Genomic DNA, 24,374 nt, shown 5'->3' with positions numbered 1-24,374 from the left:
CCGGCGACCGGACTCCGGGTACCGACACTCGTGGTGAGCCCATCGGCGGCCTGTAGCCGCCTCGCGGCGGCTACAGGCCGTAGGAGCGGCCGATGATGTCGCGCTGGATCTCGCTGGTGCCGCCGTAGACGGTCGACACGATGGTGGCCCGCAGGTGGGACTCCATGTCGAACTCGGTGGTGTAGCCGTAGCCGCCCATCATCTGCATGCCCTCGATCGCGACCTTCTTGGCGGTCTCGGTGGCCTTGAGCTTGGCCATCGACGCCTCGCGGGGCAGCTGCGTCTCCGGGTCCGCGTCGACCCTGGCCGCGACGTCGTAGACCAGCAGGTCGGCGCAGGCGAGTTCGGTGGCGAGGTCGGCGAGGCGGTGCCGCAGGGCCTGGAACGAGCCGATCGGCTGGCCGAACTGCGTCCGCTCGCGCACGTAGGCGACCGTGTCGTCGAAGGCCCGCCTGGCGCGGCCGAGCATGGTGGCCGCGAGGATCAGCCGTTCGCTGTTGAGCCCGGCCATCAGCTGCGGCCAGGCGCGGTCCACGGCGCCGACGACCGCGTCGGCCGGCAGGAAGCAGTTGGTGAGGAAGAGGTCGTTGACCTCCCGCCCGCCCATGGTGGGGATGCCCCGGACGGTCAGGCCGGCGACCCCGGCCGGGACGCAGAACATCGTCAGCCCGGCGTGCCGGTCGCCGTGGGTGGACGTGCGGGCCACGAGCAGGATGTGGTCGGCGAGGTGCGCGTTGGAACACCAGGTCTTCTGGCCGTTGATCACATACCCGCCGTCGACGGCCTCGGCGCGGCAGCGGATGGCGGCGGCGTCCGACCCGGCGCCGGGCTCGGAGATCGAGATCGCCTCGACGGCGCCGTTCGCGGCGCCGGTGACCACGGACTTGCGCTGCTGCTCGGTGCCGAACCGCAGGTAGGGCCCGACCGCGACCATGGAGGTGACGAACCCGCCCAGCGGGGCGAGGCCGTAGGCGATCCGCTCGGCGAAGATCGCGGTCTCCGTCATGCCGCCGCCGGCGCCTCCGTAGGCCTCCGGCAGGCCCGCGCCGAGCCAGCCGAGCCGGGCGCAGGCGGCGTAGAGCCCGGGGTTGTGCGGGTGCTGGCCGTGCTCGCTCAGCGCGTCGCGCTGCTCGCGCGTGCCGGCGTGGGCGCGGCAGAAGTCGTCGACGGCCTCGGCGAACGCGTGCTGTTCGGCGGTCTTCACGGGGCGACTCCGGCCGGGGTGTACAGCCCGGCGATCTCGTCGGCGTAGCGGTCCAGGATGACCCGCCTGCGCAGTTTCAGGGTGGGGGTGAGCTCGCCGGACTCCGGCGACCAGGTCTGGGGCAGCAGCTCGTACCGCTTGATCTGCTCGGCGCGGGCCAGCCGCTCGTTGACGGTCTGGACGAGCCGGTCGAGCTCGTCGCGGACGGCCGGCTCGGCGGCCAGCTCCCCGGCCGTCACGGCGGCGAGCCCCTGGGCCTTCGCCCACAGCGGCGCCGCCTCCTCGTCGAGCGTGATCAGAGCGGTGACGTAGGGGCGGCGGTCACCGACGGCGACCGCCTGGCCGACCAGCGGATGCGCGCGCAGCAGGCCCTCGATCTTGCTGGGCGCGATGTTCTTGCCGCTCGAGGTGATCAGCAGTTCCTTCTTGCGGTCGGTGATGGTGAGGAACCCGTCGGCGTCGAAGGTGCCGATGTCGCCGGTCGCGAGCCAGCCGTCCTCGTCCACCGCCGGCGCGATCCGGCCGTCGGCGTCCAGGTAGCCGAGGAAGACGATCGGGCCGCGGACGAGGATCTCGCCGTCGTCGGCGAGCCGGACGTCGACGCCGGGGATGGCCCGGCCCACCGCGCCGACGCGGAAGGCGTCCGGCCGGTTCACCGTGGCGCAGCCGGTCGTCTCGCTCATGCCCCAGACCTCGAGCACGCGGATGCCGAACCCGGCCAGGTACTCCAGCACCTCGACCGGGATCGGCGCCGACCCGCTGCTGGCCCACCGCAGCTCCTCCAGGCCCAGGCGGGTGCGCAGCGGCCGCAGGACCGCCTGTTCGGCCTCGGCGAGCGCCGCCGCCCGCTCGGCGCCGAGCGTCCCGCCGGAGCCCTCGACGCGGAACGCCTCGGCCGCCACGGCGTGCGCCCGCAGGATCGCGGACCGCTGGGGCTCGGCCAGCGCGCCGACCTGCATCCGCAGGCCGGCGGCCAGCTTCTCCCAGACGCGCGGCACGCCGAAGAACGCGGGCGGCCGGGTGCGTGCCAGGGCGGGGACCACCTGCGCCGGGTCGGCGCAGACCGTCACGTGCAGCGCCTTGTAGGCGGCGCGGTAGATGCCGAGCTCGCGCTCGCCGATGTGCGCCAGCGGCAGGTAGGCGATCGAGGCGGCGTGCATGGGGGTCGGCGCCGCGAGGTCGACCGCTGCCGCCTCGTAGAAGGCGTTGCGGTGGCTGAGCACGACCCCCTTGGGGTCTCCGGTCGTGCCCGACGTGTAGAGCATGCACAGCGGGTCGTCCGGGGTGATCGTCGGCCAGGTGTCCTCGATGACGGCCGGGTCGGCCGCGTGCAGCCGCCGGCCGGTGTCGAGCAGGTCGGCCCAGGACGTGAAGCGGCCGTCCCCGGCCGGGACAGCGGCCGGGTCCACCACCACGACCGCGCGCAGGGCGGGCAGCGCGTCGAGCGCCGGCGCCCAGCGGCGCACCTCGTCGGCGCCTTCGAGGACGACGACGGTGGCGCCGCTGTGGTGGGCCACGTAACCGATCTGCTCGGCGGACAGCGTCTGGTAGGCCGTGCAGCCGATCGCCGCGAGATGCGCCGCGCCGAGGTCGACGACCCAGTGCTCCACCCGGGGAGACATCATGATCATCATTCGGTCGCCGCGGCGCAGGCCGAGCGCGCGCAGGCCGCGCGCCGCGGCGAGCGCGTCGGCGCGCAGCTGTGCCCAGGTCAGGGTCACGTCGCCGGCGGTCAGCGCCGGTAACGCGCCGAACTCCTCGGCGTTGCGGCGCAGCAGCAGCGGAAGGGTCAGATCGCGGACGACCTCGGCGACCTCGGTGGCCGTCGGATCGGCGGACAGCGTCACGGTGCGCTCCCTGAGGGCTCGAAGGGTGAAGCGGGGTCGGTGTGCCCGAAGTAGGCCGCCTCCACGAGGTCGCGGCGCTCGCGCAGCTCGGCGGCCCGGCCGGCGAGCGCGACCCGGCCGTGGTGCAGCACCACGGCCCGGTCGGCGACCGACAGCGCGAGGTCCAGGTGCTGCTCCACCAGCACCACCGCCATGCGCCGCTCGTCGGCCAGCGCGCGGATGGTCGGCAGCAGGCCCCGCACCGCCAGCGGCGCGAGCCCGAGGCTCAGTTCGTCGACGAGCAGGACGCGCGGCCCGGCCAGCAGCGCCTTGGCCAGCGCCAGCATCTGCTGCTCGCCACCGGAGAGCAGCCCGCAGCGGCGTCCCAGCAGGGGGCGCAGCGGGGGAAAGTGGCCGAGCGTCTCGTCCAGGTCGGCGCCGCCGCGCCGCCGGGCCAGCCGCAGGTTCTCGGCCACCGTGAGCTGGTGGAAGACCCCGCGCCCCGCGGGCACCAGGCTGACCCCGGCGCGCGCGGTCCGCTCGACCCGCCGCCCGCGCAGCGGCGTGCCGAGCGCGACGACGCTGCCGCGCAGGGCGGGCAGCAGACCGACCGCGGCCAGCAGGGTGGTGGTCTTGCCGGCGCCGTTCGGGCCGAGCAGGGCCAGCACCTCGCCCTGGGCCACACTGATCGACAGGTCACGGACCGCCGGCACGCCGTTGTAGCCCGCGCTCAGGCCGGAGATCTCCAGGGCCGCTGGTGGTGGGGTCATTCCGCGACCGCGCTTCCGAGATAGGCGGCGATGACCGCCGGGTCGTCGCGGATCGCCGCCGGTGGGCCCGACGCGATCACCTTGCCGAAGTCGAGGACGTAGACGCGGTCGCAGACGTCGAGCACCAGCGTCATGTCGTGGTCGATGAGCAGCACGCCGACGCCGGTGGCCGCGATCCGGCGCAGCTCGGCACCGAACTGGCCGCTCTCGTGGGTGTCCAGCCCCGCGGCCGGCTCGTCGAGCAGCAGCATGGCCGTGCCGCCGACCAGGGCGCGGGCCACCCCGACGAGCTTCTGCTGGCCGAGCGACAGCTCCGTCGGCCGCCGGTCGGCCGCGTCGCCGAGGCCGAGCATCTCCAGGGCCGCCTGGATGCCGTCGGCGTCCGGACGCCGACGGCCGAAGACGTCGCCGACCACGGTGCGCCACCCCGGCCGCTCGATGGCGACCGCCAGGTTCTGCGCCACGGTCAGGTCGGTGAACAGCTCGCCCGCCTGCCAGGTGCGGGCCAGGCCCGCGGCGCGGCGCCGGTGCGGCCCGGCGCCGTCGAGGCGGCGGCCCGCGAGCGTCACCGCGCCGGTGGCCGGGGCGAAGCCGCTGACCGCGTCGACCAACGTGGTCTTGCCCGCGCCGTTCGGGCCGATGAGCCCGACGATCTCACCGCGATCCACGGTCAGCGTGACGCGGTCGTTGGCCAGGACGCCGCCGTAGCGGACGGTCAGCGCGTCGGTGGCGAACAGCGGGTCAGGCGGCATGGCTGGGCTCCGGGCTGGTCGGGACGGTACCGGCCGGCTCGGTGCCGGTCGGGGCGGCCGCGCCCGGCGGCGGCGCCTCGGGCGGGCGCCGCCGGCGCGACAGCCACGCGCGCGCGTGGTGCCCGGTCGTGCCCGCGAGGCCGAGCGGGTTGAGCACCGCGGTCACCAGCAGGCCGCCGGCGGCGATGAGCTGGTAGTACCGGCCGGCCTCGACGGTCTGGGTGAGGAACGTGTAGAGCACGCCGAGCGGGCCGATCAGCCCGGCGATGATCGCGCCGCTGACGCTCGTGATGCCACCGACGTAGGCCATGGCCAGCAGCGTGAGGCCGGCCAGCACCGTGAACGAGGCGTCGGACAGCTGCCCGCGGCTGTACCCGATCAGGCAGCCGCCGATCCCGGCGAGGAACGCGGACAGGCCGAAGCCGAGCAGCTTGGTCGCGGCCACGTTGATGCCGGCCGCGGCGGCCGCCCGCTCGTTGGACCGCACTGCCAGGAAGCCCCGCCCGGTGGCGCCGGCCATGAGCCGCGCGACGGCGAGGGTCAGCAGCGCGACGATCACCAGCACCGTCAGGGCGAACCGGGCGGTGGTCAGGTCGGTGCCGCTGCGGACGGCCAGGCTCAGCCCGAACAGCGACGGGTCCCGGATCAGGTTGCCCTCGAACGGGGTGAGCGCCGGGTTGCTGAAGACGAAGCTCTGGACGGCGATCGCCGCCGCGAGGGTGACGACGGCCAGCTGCGCGCCGCGGATGCGCAGCGCGGGGATGCCGACCACGACGCCGACCGCGGTCGCGACCATCGCCGAGATCAGGATGGAGAACGGGAACGGTACGTGCGCGCTGGTGGTCAGCTTCGACAGCGCGAACCCGGCGGTGCCGGCGAAGGCCATCGTGGCCAGCGAGATCTGGCCCAGGTAGCCGGTGAGCAGCACCAGCGACATCGCGAGCAGGGTCAGGATCGCCGAGGTCACGACGCCGAAGCGCCAGGCGCCCGAGGTGAGCAGGGTCGCCGCGGTGGCCGCGGCGAGCACCAGCGCGACCGGCGCGGGGCGCAGCCGCGGGATGGTCACCGCGGCCAGCCGGGTCTCGGTGACCTCGCCGCGCGACGGGATCCGCCCGCCGAGCAGGAACAGCGCCACGATGACGACGACGAACGGCAGCGCGTCACCGAGGCCGGCCTGCGCCCAGCCCGGCCACCAGGACTTCGTGCCGAGCCACAGGATGACGGTCTGGAACGACCCGAGCAGCAGGCCGGCGGCGCAGGCCAGGCCGATCGAGGCCAGCCGGCCGACCAGCGCCGCGGCGAGCGCCGGCACGACGTAGAACGTGTAGGAGGTGGGGTCCAGGCCGATCGTCGGCGCCGCCAGCACGGCGACCAGGCCGCAGACACCGCCGGTGATGGCCCAGACGACGGCGGCGAGCCGGTCGGGCGACAGGCCCATCAGCCGGGCGGCCCGCTCGTCCTCGGCCCCGGCCCGGGTGGCGATGCCCGGCCGGGTGAACCGGAAGTAGGCCCACAGCAGGGCGGCGACCGCGACGGCCGCCCCGGCGAGGACGAGGTCGCTGACGTTGACGTGCGCGCCGGCGAAGGTCAGCACCTTGGCCGGCAGGAGCGGAAGCGCCTGCAGGCTGGTGGTGTCGAACCGCAGCGTGACCAGCGCCTGCAGGAAGATCATGAGGCCGACGGACGCGACGACCTGACCCAGCACCGGCGCGCGGCGCAGCGGGCGGAACACCAGCAGGTGCGCCAGCAGCGCCCAGACCACGGCCGAGGCCACCCCGATCGCGACCGCCGGCACCCGGTCCATCGGCCCCGACCCGAGCCCGACGCTGCCGACCGGCAGGACCAGCGTCCCGTCGGCGCGCAGGGCGGCGACCGCCCAGACCGCCCACAGCGCGATCGAGCCCTGGGCGAAGTTGACGATTCCGGTGGCCGCGTAGACGCCGACCAGCGACGACGCGAGCACGGCGTAGACCGCGCCGGTCGACAGGCCCAGGAAGACGAACTGCAGGAACTCACCCATCAGCGGACCTTTCCGTGCCCGCGGGCCGCCCGGTGGCGGCCCGCGGGCGACCGCTCAGCTCGCGCCAGGGATCCTGGCGAGAATGTCGGGCAGGGCGGTGAGGAAGGTGCCGGTGACCGGCTTGGTCGTGCCGTCGGGCTGCACCTCGAACAGCAGGATCTGGGTGGTGCAGTTGGGCGAGGTGGCCTTGCCGCAGGTGAGCTCCGGGCCGAGGAAGCCCGGGAACGCCGTCAGTCCCTTGAGCGTGGCGAGGATGCCCTGGCCCGTCAGCTCCGCCGCCGGCGCGGTCGCGAGGCCCTTGGCGAAGTCGGCGAACAGCGAGAACGTCCCGTAGGCGTAGTAGTCGGCGGTGCCGTTCTCGGCGTCGATGTACTTGCTGGCGATCTTCAGCTCCTCCTGGCTGTTGGCCGGCGCGTGGGTGGACGCGGTCGGCAGCCAGGTGGACGAGTAGATCGCCGAGTTGGCGGCCTGCGCCGGTGCCTGCTTGATGAAGCCGGTGCAGGCGGCGAGCAGGACCGTGCCCTGGTATCCGAGCTGGCGCATGTTCTGCAGCAGCCGGGTGCAGGTGGCGTCGTTCGGCGAGGCGATCAGGCCGCCGACGTCCGGGTCGGAGGACACGATGGACGAGGCGAGCGCGGTGAAGTTCGGGTTGGTGGGGGAGTAGTACAGGCCGGTCACGTCGATGCCCAGCGCGGCGCCGATGGGCTTGAGCACCATGTCGATGGTCTGGTGCGACGACGGCGTGTCGGCCAGCACCAGGACCGCCGACTTCTTGCCCTGCTGCTGGAAGGCCTGCAGGGCGCCGATCAGGTAGGCGGCCTGTGGGGCACCGAAGTAGACGCGGTTGGTCGCCTCGGAGCCGGTGACCGAGTCGAACGGGATCATGCCGACGAGCGGGATCCCGGCCGGGGTGAGGATCGGCAGCGTGGCGCTCGAGGTGAGGTTGTAGCCGTCGAGGGCGGCGACCACGCGCTCGGAGACGAACTTGTTGGCGCAGGAGATCGACGTCTCGGGGGTGCCGTCGACCGCGCAGTCGATCACCTCGATCGGGTGGCCGTTGACGCCGCCCAGGTCGGAGTTGATGTACTTCACCGCCGCCTTCGACCCGGTCCCCACACCCGGCGAGGCCAGCGGCCCCGTCGAGGGGTTGAAGAAGCCGACCCTGATCGGTGTCCCCGTCGGGACGCTCGCGCCTGGCGCGCCGGGGGAGTCGGACGAGCCGTCGTCGCTACCGCCGCAGGCGGCGAGGCTCGCGGCCACGCAGACCGCGGCGACCAGTCCCGTCGCTAATCGGACAGCTCTGCGCTGCATGTTCGGTGGTCCCTTCTGCGGCAGTTTCGCGGCCGCGCACCGTGCCTGGTGGCGGCGGATGCGAGCCGCGGGTAGGCCGGTCTCGGCTCATCCGCGGGTGTGACTGGCGTCACGCCGGACGCTAGCTAATAATGAGGATGACGTCAACCTTTCCCTTTGGGAGGTGTCGCCCCGTGCCATGGCGCTGGTCAGGCGCCACCGGGCACGCCGCCGCGGCATGAAAGGCTCGGAACATGGCAGTGGAGGTGCGTAATGGCCCGACCTAGGCAGGCGCCGCGGGAGACCCCGCCCGCGAGCGCGCCGGCGCGGCGCACCCGCAACGATCCACGCCGGGAACAGACGCCGAAGAAGCTGATGGCGGCGGCGCGGGTGGTGTTCGAGCGGGACGGCTTCTACAACGCGCGGCTGTCCGACATCACCGCCGAGGCGAACCTCGCCGCCGGCACGCTCTACAACTACTACCGGTCCAAGCACGACCTCTTCCACGACGTGATGAAGGAGGTCGTCGCCGAGATCACCGCGATCGCGCCGGGCCACGTCAGCGGCCAGGTCGACCCGGTGCGCCGCCTCGAGGAGGTCAACCGGGTCTACGTGCAGGCGTTCCGCCGCAACGCGCGGCTGCTCAACCTGCTCTACCAGGCGCGCGACGACGACCAGCGGCTGCGCGACGAGTGGGACCAGATCGCCAGCTACTTCCAGGACAAGGTGGTCGCCGCCATCAGGTCCTGGCAGGCCGCGGGGCTGGCCTATCCCGACCTGGACCCCCTGCACACCGCGCACGCGCTGACCTTCATGGTCGAGCGCCTGGTCATGGCCTGGTCCTACGACGGCGTCGACTACGACGAGGAGACGCTGATCGACACGGTGAACAAGATCTGGGTCCGCGCCCTCGGTCTGTCCACCGGCCCGCACTCGCCCGCCAGGCCGGCTCCCGCCGCGGGCACGGCGGCCGCCTCCCCCTAGCGCCGCCCGCCGGCCCGCCATGCGCGAGGCGCGAGGCGCGGGCCCGGCAACTGGGCCGGGCACCCTCCTGGGCGCGGCCGGCCCGTCGGACCCGGCCGACCCGGCCGACCGTCCCAGGCCGATCGTCGGGTGGACGGTGGCGTGCCCTTCAGGGCGCGCGGCATCTGGTGGGCGATGTCGGCGCGGGAGATGGTGAATCCGCCACGGATGTCGCGGCCGGGCGCGGCGTGGCAGGTGCCGGCCGGTGTCAGATGTGCCCGCCGGGATTCGTCATAGGCATGACGGAGCCGGAAGGGGAGACATGACCGAGGCGCACGACGTACTTGCCGAGCGGTTCGAGGAGCAGCGGCCCCGCCTGCGCGCGATGGCCTACCGGATGCTCGGCTCGCTGGCCGAGGCGGACGACGCGGTGCAGGAGGCGTGGCTGCGGCTGGCGCGCGCCGAGGCCGGCGAGGTCGCCAACCTGGGAGGTTGGCTGACCACCGTCGTCGCCCGGGTCTGCCTGGACACGCTGCGCACGCGCCGGACGCGGCGTGAGGAGCCGTTCGGCGTCTCCCTGCCCGACCCGGTGGTCGGGCGGGAGGACGCCGTGAACCCCGAACAGGAGGCGCTGCTCGCCGACGCCGTCGGCCTCGCCCTGCTGGTGGTGCTGGACACGCTCACCCCCGCCGAGCGGCTCGCGTTCGTGCTGCACGACATGTTCGGGGTGCCGTTCGCCGAGATCGGCGCGCTCGTCGGGCGGTCGCCGGCGGCCGCGACCCAGCTCGCCAGCCGCGCCCGGCGCCGGGTGCGCGGCGCCCGCGTGACCTCGGACGTGGACCGCGCCCGGCACCGGGAGCTCGTCACCGCGTTCCAGGTCGCCGCGCGTGACGGCGACCTCGACGGCCTGCTCGCGGTGCTCGACCCGGACGTGGTGCTGCGCGCGGACCCGGGGGCGGCGGCGGGCGGCCTGGCCGAGGCCCACGGCGCCCAGGTCGTGGCCGAGCGGGTGTCGACCTTCGCGTCCCAGGCTCCGTTCGGGCGGCCGGCGCTGGTGAACGGCCTGCCGGGCGTGGTGGTCATCCGGGCGGGGGTGTCGCCGGCCGCGGTTCTCAGCTTCGCCGTCCACGGCGGCCGGATCGTCGAGATCGACGTCCTGGCCGACCCGGACCGCCTCCGCCACCTCGACCTCACCGGCCTCGCGTAACCGCCCGCCGAGGTGGCCGGCAGGCTCGACAATCCGCGCTGAAAATTTGGCCAAGTCAAACTATGGCTCGGAGACTCCCAGCTCTCGTAGCATGCCGCCATGCATTTCGGCCTGCACTTCGACTTCCGCAACCCGGCCTTCGCGGGGACCGCGACGGCGGACCGCTACGCGGCCGCCCTCGACATGGCGGAGTGGGCGGACCGGCTGGGCTGCGTCACCATCACCGTCGCGGAGCACCACGGATCGGCGGACGGCTACTTACCCAGCCCGATCCCGATGCTCGCCGCGATGGCGGCGCGCACCACGAACGCCCGGTTCACCATCGCCGCGCTCATCGCGCCGTTCCACGATCCGCTGCGGCTGGCCGAGGACCTGATCGTGCTCGACAACCTGAGCAGGGGGCGGGTCGACCTCATCGTGGCCGCCGGCTACGTGCGCGAGGAGTTCGCGATGTTCGACGTGCCGATGAAGGAGCGCCCGCGGCGGGTCACCGAGGTGGTCTCGACGCTGAAGGCGGCCTTCACCGGCGAGCCGTTCGACTACCGCGGCCGCCGGGTGCACCTCACGCCCGCGCCGTTCCGGCCGGGCGGCCCCTCGGTCTCACTCGGGGGGAGCAGCGAGCCCGCGGCGCGGCGCGCGGCGCGGATCGCCGACGGCTTCGTCCCCTCGGACCCGCGGGTCTGGGAGTTCTACCGCGACGAGGTCCAGCGCCTCGGGCGTCCGGACCCAGGTGCCAGCCCGATGGGTTCGGCCGGGACCGTGGCGCTCGCGGAAGACGCCGAACTGGGCTGGCGGCAGATGGCGCCCTTCTTCCTGCACCACACGAACGCGTACGGCGCCTGGCAGGCCCAGGACGACGTCGCGAGCCCCTATCGCACGGTGCCGGACGTCGACGCGCTGCGCGCGACCGGGCGCTTCCGCGTGCTGAAGCCCGCCCAGTACGTCGAGGAGCTGAAGGCCGCCGCGACCCCCTTCGCGCATTTTCATCCGCTCTGCGGCGGGATGCCGATCGACGTGGCCTGGTCGAGCCTGCGGTTGTTCGAGCGCGAGGTTCTGCCCGCGTTCGGTTAGCGGGCCCACGCCGGTCGAGGCCGCCGCATACCGGGCTCGCTCGACGCTGGGCATCGGCTTGGCCGATGCCGGTGGGCTCACCAGATCGTCACCAACACGTTGGCGACCGCGGCGGGCCGCTGGCTGGCCGGCTGACGAGGTGCGTCAGGCGTCAACTCGAGGTTGACGAAGAGGTTGGCGTCAACCTATGGTTGACGCATGGTAGATCCAGTGCAGGTGACCACCCCCGTTCGACTCGACGACCTCATCGATGGGATCAAGCAGACGCACACGGGCGTCCTCGACCAGCTGTCCGGCGCGGTCATCGTGGCCGACCACCTCGGCGACGTCGCCGACCATCTGATTGGGCACTTCGTGGATCAGGCGCGGCGCTCGGGCGCGTCCTGGACGGAGATCGGCCGCAGCATGGGCGTGACCAAGCAGGCGGCCCAGAAGCGGTTCGTCCCGAAGGACCCCGGTGAGGCGACCGACCTCGACCCGAGCCAGGGTTTCGCCCGCTTCACGCCGCGGGCGCGCAACGTCGTCGTGGCGGCGCAGAACGAGGCGAGCGCGGCCGGCAACGAGCAGATCACCCCCGAGCACCTCGTGCTGGGCCTGCTGGCCGAGCCGGATGGCATCGGCGCCCGCGCGCTGGTCGCCCAGGGGGCGGCGCTCGACACGGTCCGGGCGGCCGCCGCCGCCGCGCTGCCGGCGGGCGACGGCGAGCGGCGGGAACTGATCCCGTTCGACGCGCGCTCCAAGAAGGCGCTGACGCTCACCTTCCGGGAGGCGCTGCGCCTCGGCCACAACTACGTCGGCACCGAACACCTCCTGCTCGCCCTGCTGGAGCTGGAGGAGCAGGAGGCCCCGGAGCGTGGCTCACGGCTGCTCGGCGACCTGGGCCTGACCAAGCCGGCGACGGAGTCCTACATCGAGACCGCGCTCGCCGCGCTGGTGACCAACCTCGCGGCCATCGACGAGGCCGAGGCCGCCGGCTGAGCCGGCGTCCCTACCCGGCCGGCTCGGGCGGGGCCGGCCGGGCGAAGGGGCGCAGCGTCGCGCGCACGACGAGGCCCGCGGCCAGCGACCAGAAGGCCGCGCCGATGCCGAGCAGAGTCATGCCGCTCGCGGCGACCGCGAAGGTCACGACGGCCGCCTGCCGGTCGGCGGGCTCGGCCAGGGCCGCGTTCAGGGACGAGGCGAGCGTTCCGAGCAGCGCGAGGCCCGCGACCGCCGTCATCACCCCGGCCGGCGCCGCGGTGATGACGGTGACGAGCGCGGTCGTGAGCAGGGCCAGGACGAGGTGGGTCCAGCCGGCGAGGTTGGCGACCAGCCAGCGTCGTCTCGGGTCCGGGTGGGCCTCGGGGCTGGCGGCCAGCGCCGCGGTGATGGCCGCCAGGTTGATGGCGTGGCCGCCGGCGAACGCGCCGGCGACCGTGCCGACGCCGGTGACCGTCATCGACTCGCGCCAGGGGACGGTGTAGCCGTAGGAGGCCAGCACCGCCACTCCCGGGACGTTCTGTGACGCCATCGTGACGATGTAGAGCGGGACCGCGAGCGACAGCACCGAGGCCCAGGTCAGGGTGGGCGCGGTCAGGTCGACGCGCGGAAGCAGCGGGCCGTCCGGGCCGCCGTGGCGGGCGAGCCAGATCCCGATCGCGACCATGGCGACGGCGAACGCCGCCGGCACCGCCCAGCGGGGCGCGAGCCGGGACAGCGCGAGCCACGTGACGACGGCCGGCGCGACGAGCGCCGGGTGGTCGAGCAGCCCGTGCACGGGCGCGAGGCAGAGCGCGAACAGCACCCCGGCGAGCATGGCCTGCGCGATCGCGGCCGGGATCGCGGCGATCAGCGCGCCGAGCCGCGGCCACAGCGCGGTGAGCAGGATCAGCCCGCCGACGACCAGGAACGCCCCGACGGCGGCCGGCCAGCCGCCGTCGACCGCTCCGGTCGACGCCAGCAGCGCGGCGCCCGGGGTCGACCAGGCGAGCACCACCGGGATGCGATGGCGGCGGGACAGCAGCACCGTGCCGAGCCCCTGGGCGACGGTGACGGCGAGCAGGCCGGAGGCCGCCTGCGCGGGGCTCGCGCCGACGGCCCGCAGCCCCGTCAGCACCACCACCGACGCGCTGGCGAAGCCGACCAGCGCCGCGACGACACCGGCGCTCGCGAGGTGCATCCGTTCCATATACGGAACACTAGTCATAGGGTTCCATATATGGAACGCATCGGCGATAGGGAACACATCGGCGGGCCCGGCGCGTGAACCCCCAGGTGGCGGCCGCCGTCGGCGCCCGGCTGCGCGAGACCCGGCGGGTCAGGGCCCTGTCGGTCGGCGCGCTCGCGGCGCGGGCTGGCGTCGGCAAGGGCTCGCTGTCGGAGATCGAGAACGGCGTCCGCAACCCGACGCTGTCGACCCTCTACGCGCTCGCCGGCGCGCTCGGCGTGCCGCTCGCGACCCTGCTCGCCGAGCGGGCCGGCGCCGAGATCGCCTCCCCGGGCATCGTCGCGCGGCTGCTCGACGCCACCCGGCACGCCGACGGGACGACGGTCGAGGTCTACCTGCTCCACCTCGACCCGGGCGCCCGCCACCCTTCGACCGCCCACGGCCCCGGGGTCGTCGAACACCTGCTGGTCACGCACGGCCGCGTCCGTGCCGGCCCGTCCGGCCGCGAGACCGAGGCCGGCCCCGGCGAGACCCTCACCTGGGAGAGCGCCACCACCCACGCCTACCGGTCCCTGGGGGACACCCCCGCCGAGGCCGTCCTCACCATCCGCTCACCGTCCCGGGACGACGACCAGCGCGAGTAGCGCTCTCGGGGGTTCGCCGGCTGGGTGTGCCTTGGTGCCGAAGAGCGTCCTGGTCATCCCCGCTGGTCACGCCCAGATCCCACGGCTGGCCGCCAGGCCGGGAACGGCCACGTCCGTTGACGCGCGTCGGTGGGCCGCTTCGGCTCGCGAGGAGAGGCGATCTGGCGTGCCGGTTCCTACGCTGCGCCTTGTGGGCGGGGCGCGGTGAGCGCTCCGCCGGGCTCTCGGCTGGCGGCTCGGCGGAACTGGGAGGGGGCGGCCGGATGCGGGACGTCGTCGGCACGCTCAGGGCCGACGGGCCTGGGGCGATGATTCTGGTTCGGCTGCTCGTCGGGGCGGTGTTCCTGTCCGAAGGCATCCAGAAGTTCCTGTTCCCGGACAAGCTCGGGCCGGGACGGTTTGAGAAGATCGGCATTCCGGCACCGGGATTCTTCGCCTACCTGGACGGAACGGTGGAGATCGTCTGTGGGCTGCTGGTGCTGCTCGGCCTGCTGACTCGGCTGGCCTGTATCCCACTGCTCGTCGACATCTGTCTCGCGATCGCGTTGACGAAGCTGCGCGCGTTGGCTCCCGGCGGCTTCCAGGGCGTCTCCGGCTTCTGGGGCGTTGCCCATGAGGCCCGCACCGACTGGTCGATGCTGTTCGGCCTGCTGTTCCTGCTGGTCAGTGGACCCGGCAGGTACTCGCTCGACGCCCGCCTCGCCCGGCGCCTCACCCCCGGGACGCTAGATGTGGGCCGTCCCGGGAGCTGAGGCCCCACCGCCGCGACCTGTACGGAGTAGTCGGCGCCGGTTGCCGGCGTCGCCGCCAAAAGGGCGTGCGGAGCGGCGTCAGGGTCTGCCAGAGTCACGGCGCATGGCCGCTGTGGAGGGGTTTGTGCTGGATGACGACCGCGACAGAGTCGACCGGGACGCCGTCTGGGCGTTCCTGTCGACCGAGGCCTACTGGGGCCGGTGGCGCCGGCGCGCCGACTGGGAGGCCCAGGTGGACGGTGCCTGGCGGGTCGTCGGCGCGTACGAGGCCTCGACCGGCCGGCTGGTCGGGTTCGCGCGGGCGGTCTCCGACGGGGTCGCGTTCGCCTATCTCGCGGACGTGTTCGTGGCGGAGGAGGCGCGCGGGCACGGTCTCGGCGCGGCGCTCGTCGCCACCATGATCGACGAGGGGCCCGGGGTTTGTTTCCGGTGGATGCTGCACACCGACGACGCGCACGGCCTGTACCGGCGGTTCGGCTTCGCCCCGCCCGACGGGACCTGCCTGGAGCGCCGGCCACGCCGGTAGCCCGGCCCGATTCGCCCAGCCGGCGGCTGGCCGTCGGCTGGGCCTTCCCTCGGGCGCTGGGCCGAGGTCCTCCCTCGGGCGGCCGGTTACGCGTCCCGTGCGCCGGGCTCGGGGAGCCGGCCGTGGGCCCGCAGCATGGTCTCGAAGATCAGAGCGAGCTCCGCGGCGTCGTCGCCGGCGTGATGGGTGTGCGCGACGCCGGCCAGCCCGAGCGTCCGCTTGATCTTCTTCTTGCTGGTGCCGGCCCAGTCGCTGCCGGTCAGCCCCATCCAGTAGCTGCGCAGGTCCACCCCGGAGCCGGTGGCCCCGAAGGGGCTGTGACCGAGGAAGCGCAGGAAGTACCAGTGAACGAACATGCCGTCCCAGACGGCGGGGGCGGCGAGGAACACGGGCCGGCCGATCGGGCGTAGCTCGTCGACCCAGTGCGCGGCCGCCTTCATCGCGTCCTCGGCGCTGGGTGCCTCGCGCAGCAGCCGGTCGCGGTCGAGGCCGGAGACGGCGAGCGCCTCCGGCACGAAGTCCGCCGAGATGGGGCGCAGCTCCGTGTAGAACGTCAGGTCGGTCCGGCCGGCGACCATCATGCCGAGCGACAGCATGCTGTAGGGCCCGGGGATGGGCCCGTCCGCTTCCACGTCAACGGCGATATAGAGCTCTGGCAACCCACCCACGCCATGAGTCTCCTATATCCCCGTCCGGGACGTTGCCGGGCCGTCGTACCACGCGCGGCCGCTCCGCCCCGCCGCCACCACCATCGGCGGCTGACCACCAGACACCACCCCCCACCACCGCACAGGGCCTCCCGGGATCTCCGGGAGGCCCTGTGCGGTGGTGGGGCACTCCTGCTCGCCGAGCGCCCCGGGCGGTGGGTGTTCTTGGCGGGGGTGCGCCCTGGCCAGGCGTTCGGTGTCGGTGGTGGTCAACCGCGACGCGCGAGTGCCGCTGACCGCCTCCGGCGCGATATGCGCGCGACGCCCTCCTCGAGCCGTGTGGACCGCGGGTCCGTGGATTTACAGGTCGAACTCGTTGTCGCGGACGCCGGCCAGGAAGGCCGACCATTCTGCCGGGGTGAAGTACAGCACGGGTCCGGCGGGATTCTTGGAGTCGCGCACCGCGCGGCCGCCGTCCGGCAGCGGGGCGACTTCAACGCAGTTGCCCCCGGTGCCGCCGGAATAGCTGCTCTTGCGCCAGGTCAGGGGAGTGAAGCGGGCGGAGAACGGAAAAGCGGGGATATACGTGTGCGTGGTCATGTCACATGTCCTTGGCTATGGCTGCGAGCAGTGAACGGGTATTGTCGGGATTATGGGCAGTACCACGGAGCTGGTTCATCCAGCTCTCATAACGGCGGACTTCGGTCGATTTTTCCAGGTAGAGACTGCCGGTCGGGGCCTCTATATAGACAGTCTCCGGGGCTCCGCCGGTGTCAGCGAACCCGATGAGGGTGAAATTGGAGATCATGCCGGCGTGCGCGCCGGCACTGTACGGTACGACCTGCAAAGTGATCCCAGGCTGCTCGGATAACGAGCGGAGTGCCTCGAGCTGGCGGCGCATGACGGCCGCGCCGCCCACGTGGCGGTGGATCACGCCCTCGTCGACGATCGCCCAGAAGTCGAGCGGTGGGACGGTGGTGAGCACCTGTTGGCGGGTGAGGCGTAGCTCGACCGCGCGATCGACCTCGGTGGCCGACAGGGACGGGCTGGCAGCGCGGATGACGGCGCGAGCATAGTCGGCGGTCTGAAGGAGACCGGGCACCAGCAGGCCCTCGAAGGTGGAGATCGCGGAAGCCTCGGCCTCCAGGCCGATGTAGATCTGGAACCAGCGGGGGACGGCGTCCCCGTAGGAGTGCCACCAGGCGGGGCGGCGCGACTCCTTCGCGAGCGCGAGCAAGGCCTGGCGCTGGTCCGGGTCCTGGAGGCCGTAGAGGTCGAGCAGCTCGGCGACGTTGCGGGGCACGAACCGGAACTGGCCCGCCTCCATGCGGCTGATGGTCGGACCAGAGCGATGGATGTGCTCACCGGCCTGGTCGACGGTGAGGTCGCTCGCCTCGCGCAGGCGGCGCAGCTCGGCGCCGAGGCGGCGGCGCCGCACGGTCGGTCCCGGGATGCTCGGCATCGCCTCTCCTCTCGCCGAGATCGTGATCGCTCGTTCGGCCGCAGTCTGCCAGGTCGCTCGGTGGGCTGACGATCGCCCCATGGGGAATGCCCGGTTACGCATCGCGCGTACGTACTTGCGTATGCATGTGCCCGGAGTAGATTCTGACGCGGGCCGTAATCAGGTGGTAGCGGTCGAGCACGGCATCTCCATCTACGCGGCCGGCGTGTCGCGGGAGAGAGGGTGGGCCGGGATGGACGATTCCCCGTTTGCCGTCTGGGACGCCCAGGGCCGGACCCTGGGCGCCTTCGATGACTTCGACACCGCGCATCGTCGGGCTCACCAATGGGCCGCTGGCCTGGCCGTTCTCCTGCCGCTGACGGTTGATGACCGTCTGGCAAGAGTAAGTCGCCGGATCTGGTCCGCCCGTTGTGAACTGATCGCCTGGGCCGAGTTCGCGGTCCTGCCCGGTTGCGACCAGTCCGCGACTTCGGTGGCCGCCGGCTCGGTGGCCGCCCCCGGCGAGCCGTCCGAGGCCGGCGTCTCCGGCGGCCGTCCGTGCCCCGCGGCCGCGCCGTCCGGCCACGGCCGGCGCGCCGGCTGACGGGAAGGCCGCCGACGGCGCCGCTCGGAGCGCGAGCGAACGCGGGCGCGATCGTCCGGGGCGCTCATGGGGCCGATCGTCGAGTGGCGATCCTGACGGCACGGATCCCGTCGACCTCGCCGAGGCCGACGGCTTCGCTCGCCACCTTGGCGTCCTTGGGGGCGTTACGCCGGGTTCGCGCGACTCTTCGCGATCAGGTGACGTTCGGAAGTCGGGCTCTACGAAGAGGCGCTACTATGTGCTCCCAGTAGCGAGAGCGGCATTCTACAGCTGTGATCCTTCTGCTGTCGGCGGGTACGGCGTCGGCGGTCCGATGCGCGGGGGAGACACACCGGTGGAGGTGGGTGCGCGCGACGGGGCGGGAGCACCGCCGCGGCCGGCCCGCGAGGCGACCCCCGTCCCGCCACGGCGCCGTCGTCGTGGGCGCCGGTGACCTCCTGGGCGGAGCGCGCCGTGGACCAGCCGTCACTGGCGCGACGGTCGCGGACGGGCGGCGCGCGGCAGACGAGGATCATCGTCGAGGCCGCCAGGCGGCTGATCGCGACCAAGGGTGCCTCCTTCACGACCCAGGAGCTCGTGAAGGAGGCCGGCATCGCGATGCAGACCTTCTACCGCCACTTCCCCAGCAAGGACCAGCTTCTGGTCACAGTCATCGAGAACATGGTCACCGAGCAGGTCGCGCGCTACGACGAGGCGGCTCGTGACCTGCCCGACCCCGTCGCCCGACTGCGCCGCCATGTCGTCGCGGTGCTGTCCGAACTGGACGGCCAGGACCGCGCGGGCGCGGGCCCGAGGTTCATCACCAGCGAGCACTGGCGCCTGCACCAGCTGTTCCCGGAGGAGATGGCGCGAGCGACCCGGCCCTACGCCGACCTCGTCGCCCGGGAGCTGCGGGCCGCCAGGGAGGCCGGCCTGCTCGCCCCGGCGGACGTGGACCGCGACGCCGCGCTCGTCGCGGGGCTCCTCCTGTCGATGTACCACCACCACGCCTTCGCGCCGGCCACCGAGCCGGCGGAGGCGATCGCCGAGCACGTGTGGGCGTTCTGCCTGGGCGGCCTCGGCGCGGCTTCCGGGGCCGTGACCGGCCCGGGCTCGACGACCGGCCCGCGCTCGACGACCGGCCGGGGCTCGACGGTCACGGAGGAGCCCGGCGGATCCGTCCCGGCGAAGCCATCGGCGCCGCGGCCGCGCGACGACGAGCGGACCTGAGACGGCGGGGCCGGATCCTGGCCGCCGCCGGCCGGCGCGGGTTCCAGGCCGGCCGCCCGGGTCGCCGGCGGGATGACGACGCGGCGGGATGACGACGTGGCGGGCCGAGGACGCGCCGGGCGTGGCGGAGTCTGTCACAGCCGGCCGCTACGGTGGCGGCGTCGCGGCCCGCCGTCCGAAGGAGCACGCCATGGCCGAGATCAACGCCGCCGTCCCGAACACACCCGTCTGGATGGACGTCGCCAGCCCCGACCTGGACGCGACCGTCGCGTTCTACTGCGCGCTGTTCGGCTGGGAGGCACGCCGATCGCCGGACCCGGCCGCGGGTGGCCACACCGAGTTCACCCTGCGCGGGCGCCGCGTGGCCGGCGCGGGCCCGGACTTCTACGGCCAGCCGAACGTCTGGACCACCTACCTCGGGGTGAGCGACGCCGACGAGGCCGTACGCCGCGCGCGGGCCGCCGGCGGCAAGACCCTCGTCGAGCCGATGGACGTGCTCGACGCCGGCCGGCTCGCCGTCCTCACCGACCCCGTAGGCGCGCCGATCGGGCTCTGGCAGCCCCGAGCCAACTCCGGGGTCGAGCTTCTCGACGAGCCGGGCGCGATGTGCTGGAACGAGCTGGCCGCCCGGGACGACGCCGCCGCGCGCGCCTTCTACCAGGACGTCTTCGGGTGGGCGGCCGACACCCAGTCATGGGGTGACGACGTGACCTACACCCGGTGGTCCCTCGACGGCCGGCTGGTCGCCGGCCTCATGCGGATGAACGACGCCTGGCCGGCCGAGATCCCGTCGCACTGGATGGTCTATCTCGCCGTCGACGACACCGACGCCTGCGCCGAGAAGATCCTCAGCCTGGGCGGCTCCGTCCCGGTGCCGCCCACCGACATCCCCCCGGGCCGTTTCGCCGTCGTCAACGACCCTCTGGGCGCCCACTTCTCGATCATCAAGCCGAACGTCCCGCTTCGCGGTTGACCCGCCATGAGGCGGGGGTAAAGCGGTGGCTGGCCGACGGCGTCTGGGCTGGCGCCGAGATCAGTGGTAGGCGGCGCAGACGGGGACGCCGGGGATGGGCTCGTTCTGGCCGCCCTGGGCGACGGCCGTGGCCGGGAGGTAACCCCAGGCCTTGGTGTAGCCGAAGGCGTTCGCCCGCGTGTCGTCGCCCTTGGTATAGAGCCACCAGGTGTTCGTGTTGCCGCGGATGACCGGGTTGCCTCGGCCCTGGAGCTGGCAGATCACCCATACCTGGTCGGCGGTCTTCATGAAGCCGGAATCGTCCAGCGGCCGGCTGTCGTCGGCGCCCACGTTGGCGTAGACGGGGGCGTCGGCATAGGTCCGGCAGACGTAGCGGGCGGGCCATCGCCGGCCCTGGTAGTCCTCGGTCGCGGTCGCCTGCCGCGGGCAGGACGCGCCCGGTGGGGGCGGCGAGACCGGCGGGGGCGCGGCGTCGGACGTCGTCTGTCCCGGTTCCGGCCGACGGCTGGTCGTCGCGGTCGTCGCGGTCGTCGCGGTCGGCCCGGGGCCCGTCGCGGACACGATCGTGACGGTTCCCGCGCCCGCCGTCCCGCCCGAGCCGTCGTCCCGGTCTCGTAGCGCGAGCGCGATCGCCCCGAGCGCGACCAGTAGCGCGACGGCGCCGGCGGCGACCCCGACGAACGCGCCGCCGCGCCGGGTACGGGTGGGGCTCGGCGCCGAGCCGCGCACCGGCGAGGGAGCGGGCCCGGGAGGCGGCGACGGAGCGGGCCCGGGCGGCGGTGGGGGTGTCGGCAGGGGTGTCGGCCCGGGCAGCGCGGGCAGCGGCGGCACCGGCTGGACGACGGTGGTCGTGTCCGGCGGGGCCGCCACCGCGGCCGGCGCGTTCGGCGCGGGCGCCAGGGCGGTCAGCCGGTCGGTGATCTCGGTCCAGCCGGGTCGGCGGTCGGGGTCGGCGGCGAGCAGGTCCTGGATGAGCGCGTCCAGGTCGGGCGGGACGTCCGGCCGGCCGAGGGGGGTGATGTCGCCGGCGACGATGCTCCGCAGGATCTGCAGGGGCGCCCGGCCGGGGAACGGGGTGCTCCCGGCGAGCAGGGTGTAGAGGGTGACGCCGAAGGCGAAGACGTCGGTCGCCGGCCCGGGTGTCTCCCCGGACAGCGCCTCGGGCGCCGCGTAGGCGGGGGTGAACGCGGCGGCGGTCGTCGCCTGGTCGGCGCCGTCGAACAGCCGGGCGATCCCGAAGTCGGACAGGACGGGGTCGTCCGGGCCGCGCAGCAGAATGTTGGCCGGTTTCAGGTCGCGGTGCAGGATGCCGGCGCGGTGCGCCGTCGCGAGCGCGTCGGCCACCGCGAGCATCAGGCCGACGGCCGTGGCGACGGGCAGCGGCCCCTCGTTCATGATCCGGTCGCGCAGCGAGCCACCGGGGAAGTACTCCATGGCCAGGTAGGGGCGGTTCTCCTGGGTGGTGCCGGCGTCGAAGACCGTGATGACGTGGGGATGGCCAGTGAGCCGCCCGGTGGTGCGGCATTCGCGGATGAACCGGCGCCGGGCGTCCTCGTCGTGCAGGTCGGCGTGCAGCACCTTGACCGCCACGTACCGGTCGAAGATCTCCTGGTAGGCGAGATAGACGGTGCTGAATCCGCCGCGCCCGACCGGCTCGAACGCGCTGTATCCGTCGATCATCGGGCGGCTTCCTGCCAGTGGCGGTTCAGGCCGGGCGATGTTCCCTCGGGCCGTCCGGCCCGATTCCCAGCGGTGCCCAGTAGGTGTCCGCGCCCGGCGGCGATGTCCGTGCCGCCGGGCGTCAGGCGGGTCTCTGACGGGACCGGGAGGTCAAAGATCAAGGGTAGTCGTCGCATGTGGGAATTCCGGGGACCGACCCGTCCTGACCGGCCCGCGCGACGGCAGTCGCGGGAAGGTAGCCCCAGCCGTGGGTGTAGTCGTGGGTGTTGGGGAGGGCCCTGTCGCCCTGGGTGTAGAGCCACCAGCCGGTGACGGCCGAGGTGCCCTCGCCGGGGGTGGTGCCGGGGGTGTTGCCGCGGCCCTCGAGCTGGCAGATCACCCAGATCTGGTCGGCGGCGAACATGTAGCCGGAGTCGTCGAGCGGCTGGTCGTCGGCGGCGGCGACGTTGGCGTAGACGGAGGAGCCGGTTCGGATCTCGCAGACATAGTGGGTGGACCACAGCCGGCCCCGGTAGTCCCGGGTGGCGGTGGCCTCCTGCCGGCAGGACCCACCCGCCGTGGGCGAGGCCGACGAACTCGGCGGGGTCGGGGAGATCCGCGTCGCGTCGGCGTCCGGTCCGGCGTCGGTGGGCTCGTCGTCGTCCCCGCCGAGCGGGAACAGCGCGAGCGCCGCGGCGGCGAGCGCCAGCAGCGCGGTGAGCGACAGCGCCAGGAGAAGACGGGCGCGCCGGGGCCGAGCCCGCGCGGGTTCGGGCGACGACGGCGGCCGCGGCGTCGAAGAGGGCGGCGCCGAAGCGGGCGATGCCGGGGAGAGCAGCGTCGGGGAGAGCGGCGTCGAGGAGGGCCGCGCGGGGGAGGGCGGCATGGGGGAGGGTCGAGTCGAGGAAGGCGGCGTCGGCGATGGTCGCGCCGGGCCCGCGGCCCTCCCCGGCGCCAGGGCGGTCAGCCGGTCGGTGATCTCGGCCCAGCCGGGGCGGCGGTCGGGGTCGGCGGCGAGCAGGTCCTGGATGAGCGCGTCCAGGTCGGGCGGGACGTCCGGCCGGCCGATCGGGAGGCGATCGTCGGCGAGGATCCGGAGCAGGAGCTGGACCGGTACCTCACCCGCGAACGGCGTGGTCGCGGTGAGCAGGTTGTACAGGGTGGCGCCGAACGAGAACATGTCGGAGGCCGGGCCGTGCGTCTCGCCGGAGAGCACCTCGGGGGCGGCGTAGCGGGGAGTGCACGCCGCCGTCGTGGTCGCCTGGTCGGTCCCGTCGAACACGCTCGCGATCCCGAAGTCGGACAGGACGGGGTCGTGCGGGCCGCGCAGCAGGATGTTGGCCGGTTTCAGGTCGCGGTGCAGCACACCCGCCCTGTGGGCGGTCGCGAGCGCGTCGGCCACCGGAAGCATCAGGCCGACGGCCGTGGCGACCGGCAGCGGTCCTTCTGCCTTGATCCGGTCGCGCAGCGAGCCGCCCTCGATGCGCTCCATGGCGAGGAAGGGCCGGTTGTCCCAGGTCGCGCCCGTCCGGTAGACCGTGATGATGTGCGGGTGCCCGGTGAGCCGCCCGGTCGCGCGGCGCTCGCGGTCGAACCGCCGCTGGGTGTCGCCGTCGCGCAGGTCCGCGTGCAGAACCTTGATCGCCACGTGCCGGTCGAGGTCCGGTTCGTAGGCGAGATAGACGGTGCTGAAGCCGCCGTGCCCGATCGGCTCGAACGAGCTGTACCCGTCGATCATCGGACGGCTCCCTGCCGGTGATCGGGTCATCACGGCCACGCTACAACAGGGCAACCCAACCGATAACGGACAGCGCCGATGATCTGGAGGGAAGCCTGGCGCGCCGGGCTCGCGGCCGCCCGACCCGGCGGTCCTGCCCGCGTGAGACCACGGACGGGACCGCCAGGTCCGGAGCCGACTCAGCGACGGGCGAGGGCGAGCTCACGCTGGTAGGTGTCGAGACGGGCGGCGAGGGCGGCGGGTTGGCTCAGCGCGGTCAGGTGGCCGCCGGGGAGCTCGTCGAACGGGACGGTGGGGCCAAGGCGCTCGGCGACGACGCGGCGCTGGAACGCCAACGGGAAGAACCGGTCGTCGCGGCCCTGCAGGAAACGGGTCGGCACCGCCGGCCAGGCGGGCAGGGGCCAGGGCTCGACGAACATGGTCTCCGACGGGCCGTGCGGGGGCGGACCCGCGAACGCCTCCTCGACGATCCGCGCGGGCACGTCGTGGAAGAACTCGACGCGCGCGTCGAAGTCGGCGTCCGGTGTCCTGCCGGCCCGGGCGGCGTCGGCGGCGCGGGCCGCCTCGTGGCCGACGTTGTCCCACCACGCCTGCGCCGACTCGCCGGGGCGCGGCACCATCGCGTTCAGCAGGACCAGCAGGTCGACGTCGACCCGCGCGCAGACCAGCGGCGCGATGAACCCGCCGAGCGACTGCGCGACGACGACCAGCGGCCCCTCGCCGCCACCCGCCTCGATCGCGTCGACGGCGGCGTCGGCATACCGGTCGAGCCCGGCGGCCGGGTCGGTCGGGTAGTCCATCGTCACGGCCGTGGGGGCGCGCGCCCCCCCCGCGACACCGCGTTGCCCGCGGCGCTCGCCCGCGGCGGGACCAACGCCGAGATCGCCCGCGAGCTGTTCATCGGCGAGGCCACCGTCAAGACCCACCTGCTG

At 73.7% G+C, this 24,374-nt stretch carries 23 protein-coding genes and 1 pseudogene; 11 read left to right on the top strand and 13 right to left on the bottom strand.

The features are described from left to right. Positions 1-70: 70 nt before the first annotated feature. Genes I6A81_RS24040 through I6A81_RS24015 form a run of 6 tightly spaced genes read right to left on the bottom strand, consistent with a single transcriptional unit; the run spans position 71 to position 7,883 of the window. Complete coding sequence (locus tag I6A81_RS24040) at positions 71-1,204, bottom strand: acyl-CoA dehydrogenase family protein (protein WP_203005163.1); 1,134 nt, start codon at positions 1,202-1,204, stop codon at positions 71-73. Further along, on the bottom strand, positions 1,201-3,045 hold the full coding sequence (locus tag I6A81_RS24035) for an AMP-dependent synthetase/ligase (protein WP_238429795.1): 1,845 nt from the start codon (positions 3,043-3,045) through the stop codon (positions 1,201-1,203). The genes I6A81_RS24040 and I6A81_RS24035 overlap by 4 nt, the downstream gene beginning before the upstream one ends. A 2-nt stretch (positions 3,046-3,047) precedes the next feature. Next, the gene (locus I6A81_RS24030; protein ID WP_203005162.1) at positions 3,048-3,800 is read right to left on the bottom strand and encodes an ABC transporter ATP-binding protein; all 753 of its coding nucleotides are present in this window, start codon (positions 3,798-3,800) and stop codon (positions 3,048-3,050) included. After that, positions 3,797-4,552, bottom strand: coding sequence for an ABC transporter ATP-binding protein (locus I6A81_RS24025; RefSeq protein WP_203005161.1), 756 nt, complete (start codon positions 4,550-4,552; stop codon positions 3,797-3,799). The genes I6A81_RS24030 and I6A81_RS24025 overlap by 4 nt, the downstream gene beginning before the upstream one ends. Further along, positions 4,542-6,572, bottom strand: a complete 2,031-nt coding sequence (locus tag I6A81_RS24020) for an ABC transporter permease (RefSeq protein ID WP_203005160.1) — start codon at positions 6,570-6,572, stop codon at positions 4,542-4,544. The genes I6A81_RS24025 and I6A81_RS24020 overlap by 11 nt, the downstream gene beginning before the upstream one ends. A 54-nt stretch (positions 6,573-6,626) precedes the next feature. Beyond that, positions 6,627-7,883, bottom strand: a complete 1,257-nt coding sequence (locus I6A81_RS24015) for an ABC transporter substrate-binding protein (protein ID WP_203003671.1) — start codon at positions 7,881-7,883, stop codon at positions 6,627-6,629. A 252-nt stretch (positions 7,884-8,135) separates the two neighbouring features. Here I6A81_RS24015 and I6A81_RS24010 point away from each other — a divergent pair, with 252 nt between their 5' ends. From I6A81_RS24010 to I6A81_RS23995, 4 genes are all read left to right on the top strand, one after another. Then, entirely contained in the window at positions 8,136-8,846 is a 711-nt protein-coding gene (locus I6A81_RS24010; protein WP_203003672.1) for a TetR/AcrR family transcriptional regulator, read from the top strand. A gap of 301 nt (positions 8,847-9,147) precedes the next feature. Then, complete coding sequence (locus I6A81_RS24005; protein ID WP_203003673.1) at positions 9,148-10,032, top strand: sigma-70 family RNA polymerase sigma factor; 885 nt, start codon at positions 9,148-9,150, stop codon at positions 10,030-10,032. A 99-nt stretch (positions 10,033-10,131) separates the two neighbouring features. Continuing rightward, entirely contained in the window at positions 10,132-11,103 is a 972-nt protein-coding gene (locus tag I6A81_RS24000; protein WP_203003674.1) for an LLM class flavin-dependent oxidoreductase, read from the top strand. Positions 11,104-11,301: 198 nt separating this feature from the next. Beyond that, positions 11,302-12,081: a Clp protease N-terminal domain-containing protein gene (locus tag I6A81_RS23995; RefSeq protein ID WP_203003675.1), complete on the top strand. Its 780-nt coding sequence runs from the start codon at positions 11,302-11,304 to the stop codon at positions 12,079-12,081. A gap of 10 nt (positions 12,082-12,091) precedes the next feature. Here I6A81_RS23995 and I6A81_RS23990 read toward each other — a convergent pair whose 3' ends face one another. Next, positions 12,092-13,270 (bottom strand): benzoate/H(+) symporter BenE family transporter, encoded by a 1,179-nt coding sequence (locus tag I6A81_RS23990; RefSeq protein WP_203003676.1) that lies wholly within the window; start codon positions 13,268-13,270, stop codon positions 12,092-12,094. A 74-nt stretch (positions 13,271-13,344) separates the two neighbouring features. Between I6A81_RS23990 and I6A81_RS23985 the strand changes: the two genes are divergently transcribed. The 3 genes from I6A81_RS23985 to I6A81_RS23975 all read left to right on the top strand — a co-directional run bounded on the left by I6A81_RS23985 (position 13,345) and on the right by I6A81_RS23975 (position 15,171). Then, positions 13,345-13,893: a helix-turn-helix domain-containing protein gene (locus I6A81_RS23985; RefSeq protein ID WP_203003677.1), complete on the top strand. Its 549-nt coding sequence runs from the start codon at positions 13,345-13,347 to the stop codon at positions 13,891-13,893. Positions 13,894-14,156: 263 nt separating this feature from the next. Continuing rightward, the gene (locus tag I6A81_RS23980) at positions 14,157-14,645 is read left to right on the top strand and encodes a DoxX family protein (RefSeq protein WP_203003678.1); all 489 of its coding nucleotides are present in this window, start codon (positions 14,157-14,159) and stop codon (positions 14,643-14,645) included. 103 nt (positions 14,646-14,748) lie between these two features. Beyond that, positions 14,749-15,171 carry a GNAT family N-acetyltransferase gene (locus I6A81_RS23975; RefSeq protein ID WP_203003679.1) on the top strand — a complete coding sequence of 141 codons (423 nt, stop codon included), beginning with the start codon at positions 14,749-14,751 and terminating at the stop codon, positions 15,169-15,171. Between the two features lie 86 nt (positions 15,172-15,257). Here I6A81_RS23975 and I6A81_RS23970 read toward each other — a convergent pair whose 3' ends face one another. From I6A81_RS23970 to I6A81_RS23960, 3 genes are all read right to left on the bottom strand, one after another. Further along, on the bottom strand, positions 15,258-15,839 hold the full coding sequence (locus I6A81_RS23970; protein ID WP_203003680.1) for a 3'-5' exonuclease family protein: 582 nt from the start codon (positions 15,837-15,839) through the stop codon (positions 15,258-15,260). Positions 15,840-16,178: 339 nt separating this feature from the next. After that, positions 16,179-16,418, bottom strand: a complete 240-nt coding sequence (locus I6A81_RS23965; RefSeq protein WP_203003681.1) for a DUF397 domain-containing protein — start codon at positions 16,416-16,418, stop codon at positions 16,179-16,181. Between the two features lies 1 nt (position 16,419). Next, a complete protein-coding gene (locus tag I6A81_RS23960) occupies positions 16,420-17,280 on the bottom strand; it encodes a helix-turn-helix domain-containing protein (protein ID WP_203003682.1) in 861 nt (286 codons plus the stop codon). Here I6A81_RS23960 and I6A81_RS23955 point away from each other — a divergent pair. The 3 genes from I6A81_RS23955 to I6A81_RS23945 all read left to right on the top strand — a co-directional run bounded on the left by I6A81_RS23955 (position 17,270) and on the right by I6A81_RS23945 (position 20,045). Beyond that, positions 17,270-17,863: a hypothetical protein gene (locus I6A81_RS23955; protein ID WP_203003683.1), complete on the top strand. Its 594-nt coding sequence runs from the start codon at positions 17,270-17,272 to the stop codon at positions 17,861-17,863. The genes I6A81_RS23960 and I6A81_RS23955 overlap by 11 nt on opposite strands. A 453-nt stretch (positions 17,864-18,316) precedes the next feature. Beyond that, the gene (locus tag I6A81_RS23950; protein ID WP_307874869.1) at positions 18,317-19,072 is read left to right on the top strand and encodes a TetR/AcrR family transcriptional regulator; all 756 of its coding nucleotides are present in this window, start codon (positions 18,317-18,319) and stop codon (positions 19,070-19,072) included. Positions 19,073-19,193: 121 nt separating this feature from the next. Next, a complete protein-coding gene (locus I6A81_RS23945; protein ID WP_307874868.1) occupies positions 19,194-20,045 on the top strand; it encodes a VOC family protein in 852 nt (283 codons plus the stop codon). Positions 20,046-20,105: 60 nt separating this feature from the next. Here I6A81_RS23945 and I6A81_RS45055 read toward each other — a convergent pair whose 3' ends face one another. From I6A81_RS45055 to I6A81_RS23930, 3 genes are all read right to left on the bottom strand, one after another. After that, positions 20,106-21,725, bottom strand: a complete 1,620-nt coding sequence (locus I6A81_RS45055) for a serine/threonine-protein kinase (RefSeq protein ID WP_203003685.1) — start codon at positions 21,723-21,725, stop codon at positions 20,106-20,108. A 157-nt stretch (positions 21,726-21,882) separates the two neighbouring features. Next, positions 21,883-23,442 carry a serine/threonine-protein kinase gene (locus tag I6A81_RS23935; RefSeq protein ID WP_203003686.1) on the bottom strand — a complete coding sequence of 520 codons (1,560 nt, stop codon included), beginning with the start codon at positions 23,440-23,442 and terminating at the stop codon, positions 21,883-21,885. 179 nt (positions 23,443-23,621) lie between these two features. Continuing rightward, a complete protein-coding gene (locus I6A81_RS23930; RefSeq protein WP_238438824.1) occupies positions 23,622-24,242 on the bottom strand; it encodes an alpha/beta fold hydrolase in 621 nt (206 codons plus the stop codon). Between the two features lie 48 nt (positions 24,243-24,290). Between I6A81_RS23930 and I6A81_RS43815 the strand changes: the two are divergent. Continuing rightward, a pseudogene (locus I6A81_RS43815) lies at positions 24,291-24,374 on the top strand (LuxR C-terminal-related transcriptional regulator); the annotation flags it as partial.

Origin of the sequence: Frankia nepalensis (assembly GCF_016786325.1) — a bacterium.
In the GTDB taxonomy this organism is placed as follows: Bacteria; Actinomycetota; Actinomycetes; order Frankiales; family Frankiaceae; genus Pseudofrankia; species Pseudofrankia nepalensis.
The sequence above is the reverse complement of the archived record's forward strand: the minus strand, read 5'-3'. Positions and strand labels throughout refer to the sequence as shown.

Coding starts and splice junctions, on each gene's coding strand:
- I6A81_RS24030 (WP_203005162.1), bottom strand. CDS start 3,800: ATGACCCCACCACCAGCGGCCCTGGAGATCTCCGGCCTGAGCGCGGGC.
- I6A81_RS24025 (WP_203005161.1), bottom strand. CDS start 4,552: ATGCCGCCTGACCCGCTGTTCGCCACCGACGCGCTGACCGTCCGCTAC.
- I6A81_RS24020 (WP_203005160.1), bottom strand. CDS start 6,572: ATGGGTGAGTTCCTGCAGTTCGTCTTCCTGGGCCTGTCGACCGGCGCG.
- I6A81_RS24015 (WP_203003671.1), bottom strand. CDS start 7,883: ATGCAGCGCAGAGCTGTCCGATTAGCGACGGGACTGGTCGCCGCGGTC.
- I6A81_RS24010 (WP_203003672.1), top strand. CDS start 8,136: ATGGCCCGACCTAGGCAGGCGCCGCGGGAGACCCCGCCCGCGAGCGCG.
- I6A81_RS24005 (WP_203003673.1), top strand. CDS start 9,148: ATGACCGAGGCGCACGACGTACTTGCCGAGCGGTTCGAGGAGCAGCGG.
- I6A81_RS24000 (WP_203003674.1), top strand. CDS start 10,132: ATGCATTTCGGCCTGCACTTCGACTTCCGCAACCCGGCCTTCGCGGGG.
- I6A81_RS23995 (WP_203003675.1), top strand. CDS start 11,302: ATGGTAGATCCAGTGCAGGTGACCACCCCCGTTCGACTCGACGACCTC.
- I6A81_RS23990 (WP_203003676.1), bottom strand. CDS start 13,270: ATGGAACGGATGCACCTCGCGAGCGCCGGTGTCGTCGCGGCGCTGGTC.
- I6A81_RS23980 (WP_203003678.1), top strand. CDS start 14,157: ATGCGGGACGTCGTCGGCACGCTCAGGGCCGACGGGCCTGGGGCGATG.
- I6A81_RS23975 (WP_203003679.1), top strand. CDS start 14,749: ATGGCCGCTGTGGAGGGGTTTGTGCTGGATGACGACCGCGACAGAGTC.
- I6A81_RS23965 (WP_203003681.1), bottom strand. CDS start 16,418: ATGACCACGCACACGTATATCCCCGCTTTTCCGTTCTCCGCCCGCTTC.
- I6A81_RS23955 (WP_203003683.1), top strand. CDS start 17,270: ATGCTCGGCATCGCCTCTCCTCTCGCCGAGATCGTGATCGCTCGTTCG.
- I6A81_RS23960 (WP_203003682.1), bottom strand. CDS start 17,280: ATGCCGAGCATCCCGGGACCGACCGTGCGGCGCCGCCGCCTCGGCGCC.
- I6A81_RS45055 (WP_203003685.1), bottom strand. CDS start 21,725: ATGATCGACGGATACAGCGCGTTCGAGCCGGTCGGGCGCGGCGGATTC.
- I6A81_RS23935 (WP_203003686.1), bottom strand. CDS start 23,442: ATGATCGACGGGTACAGCTCGTTCGAGCCGATCGGGCACGGCGGCTTC.
- I6A81_RS23930 (WP_238438824.1), bottom strand. CDS start 24,242: ATGGACTACCCGACCGACCCGGCCGCCGGGCTCGACCGGTATGCCGAC.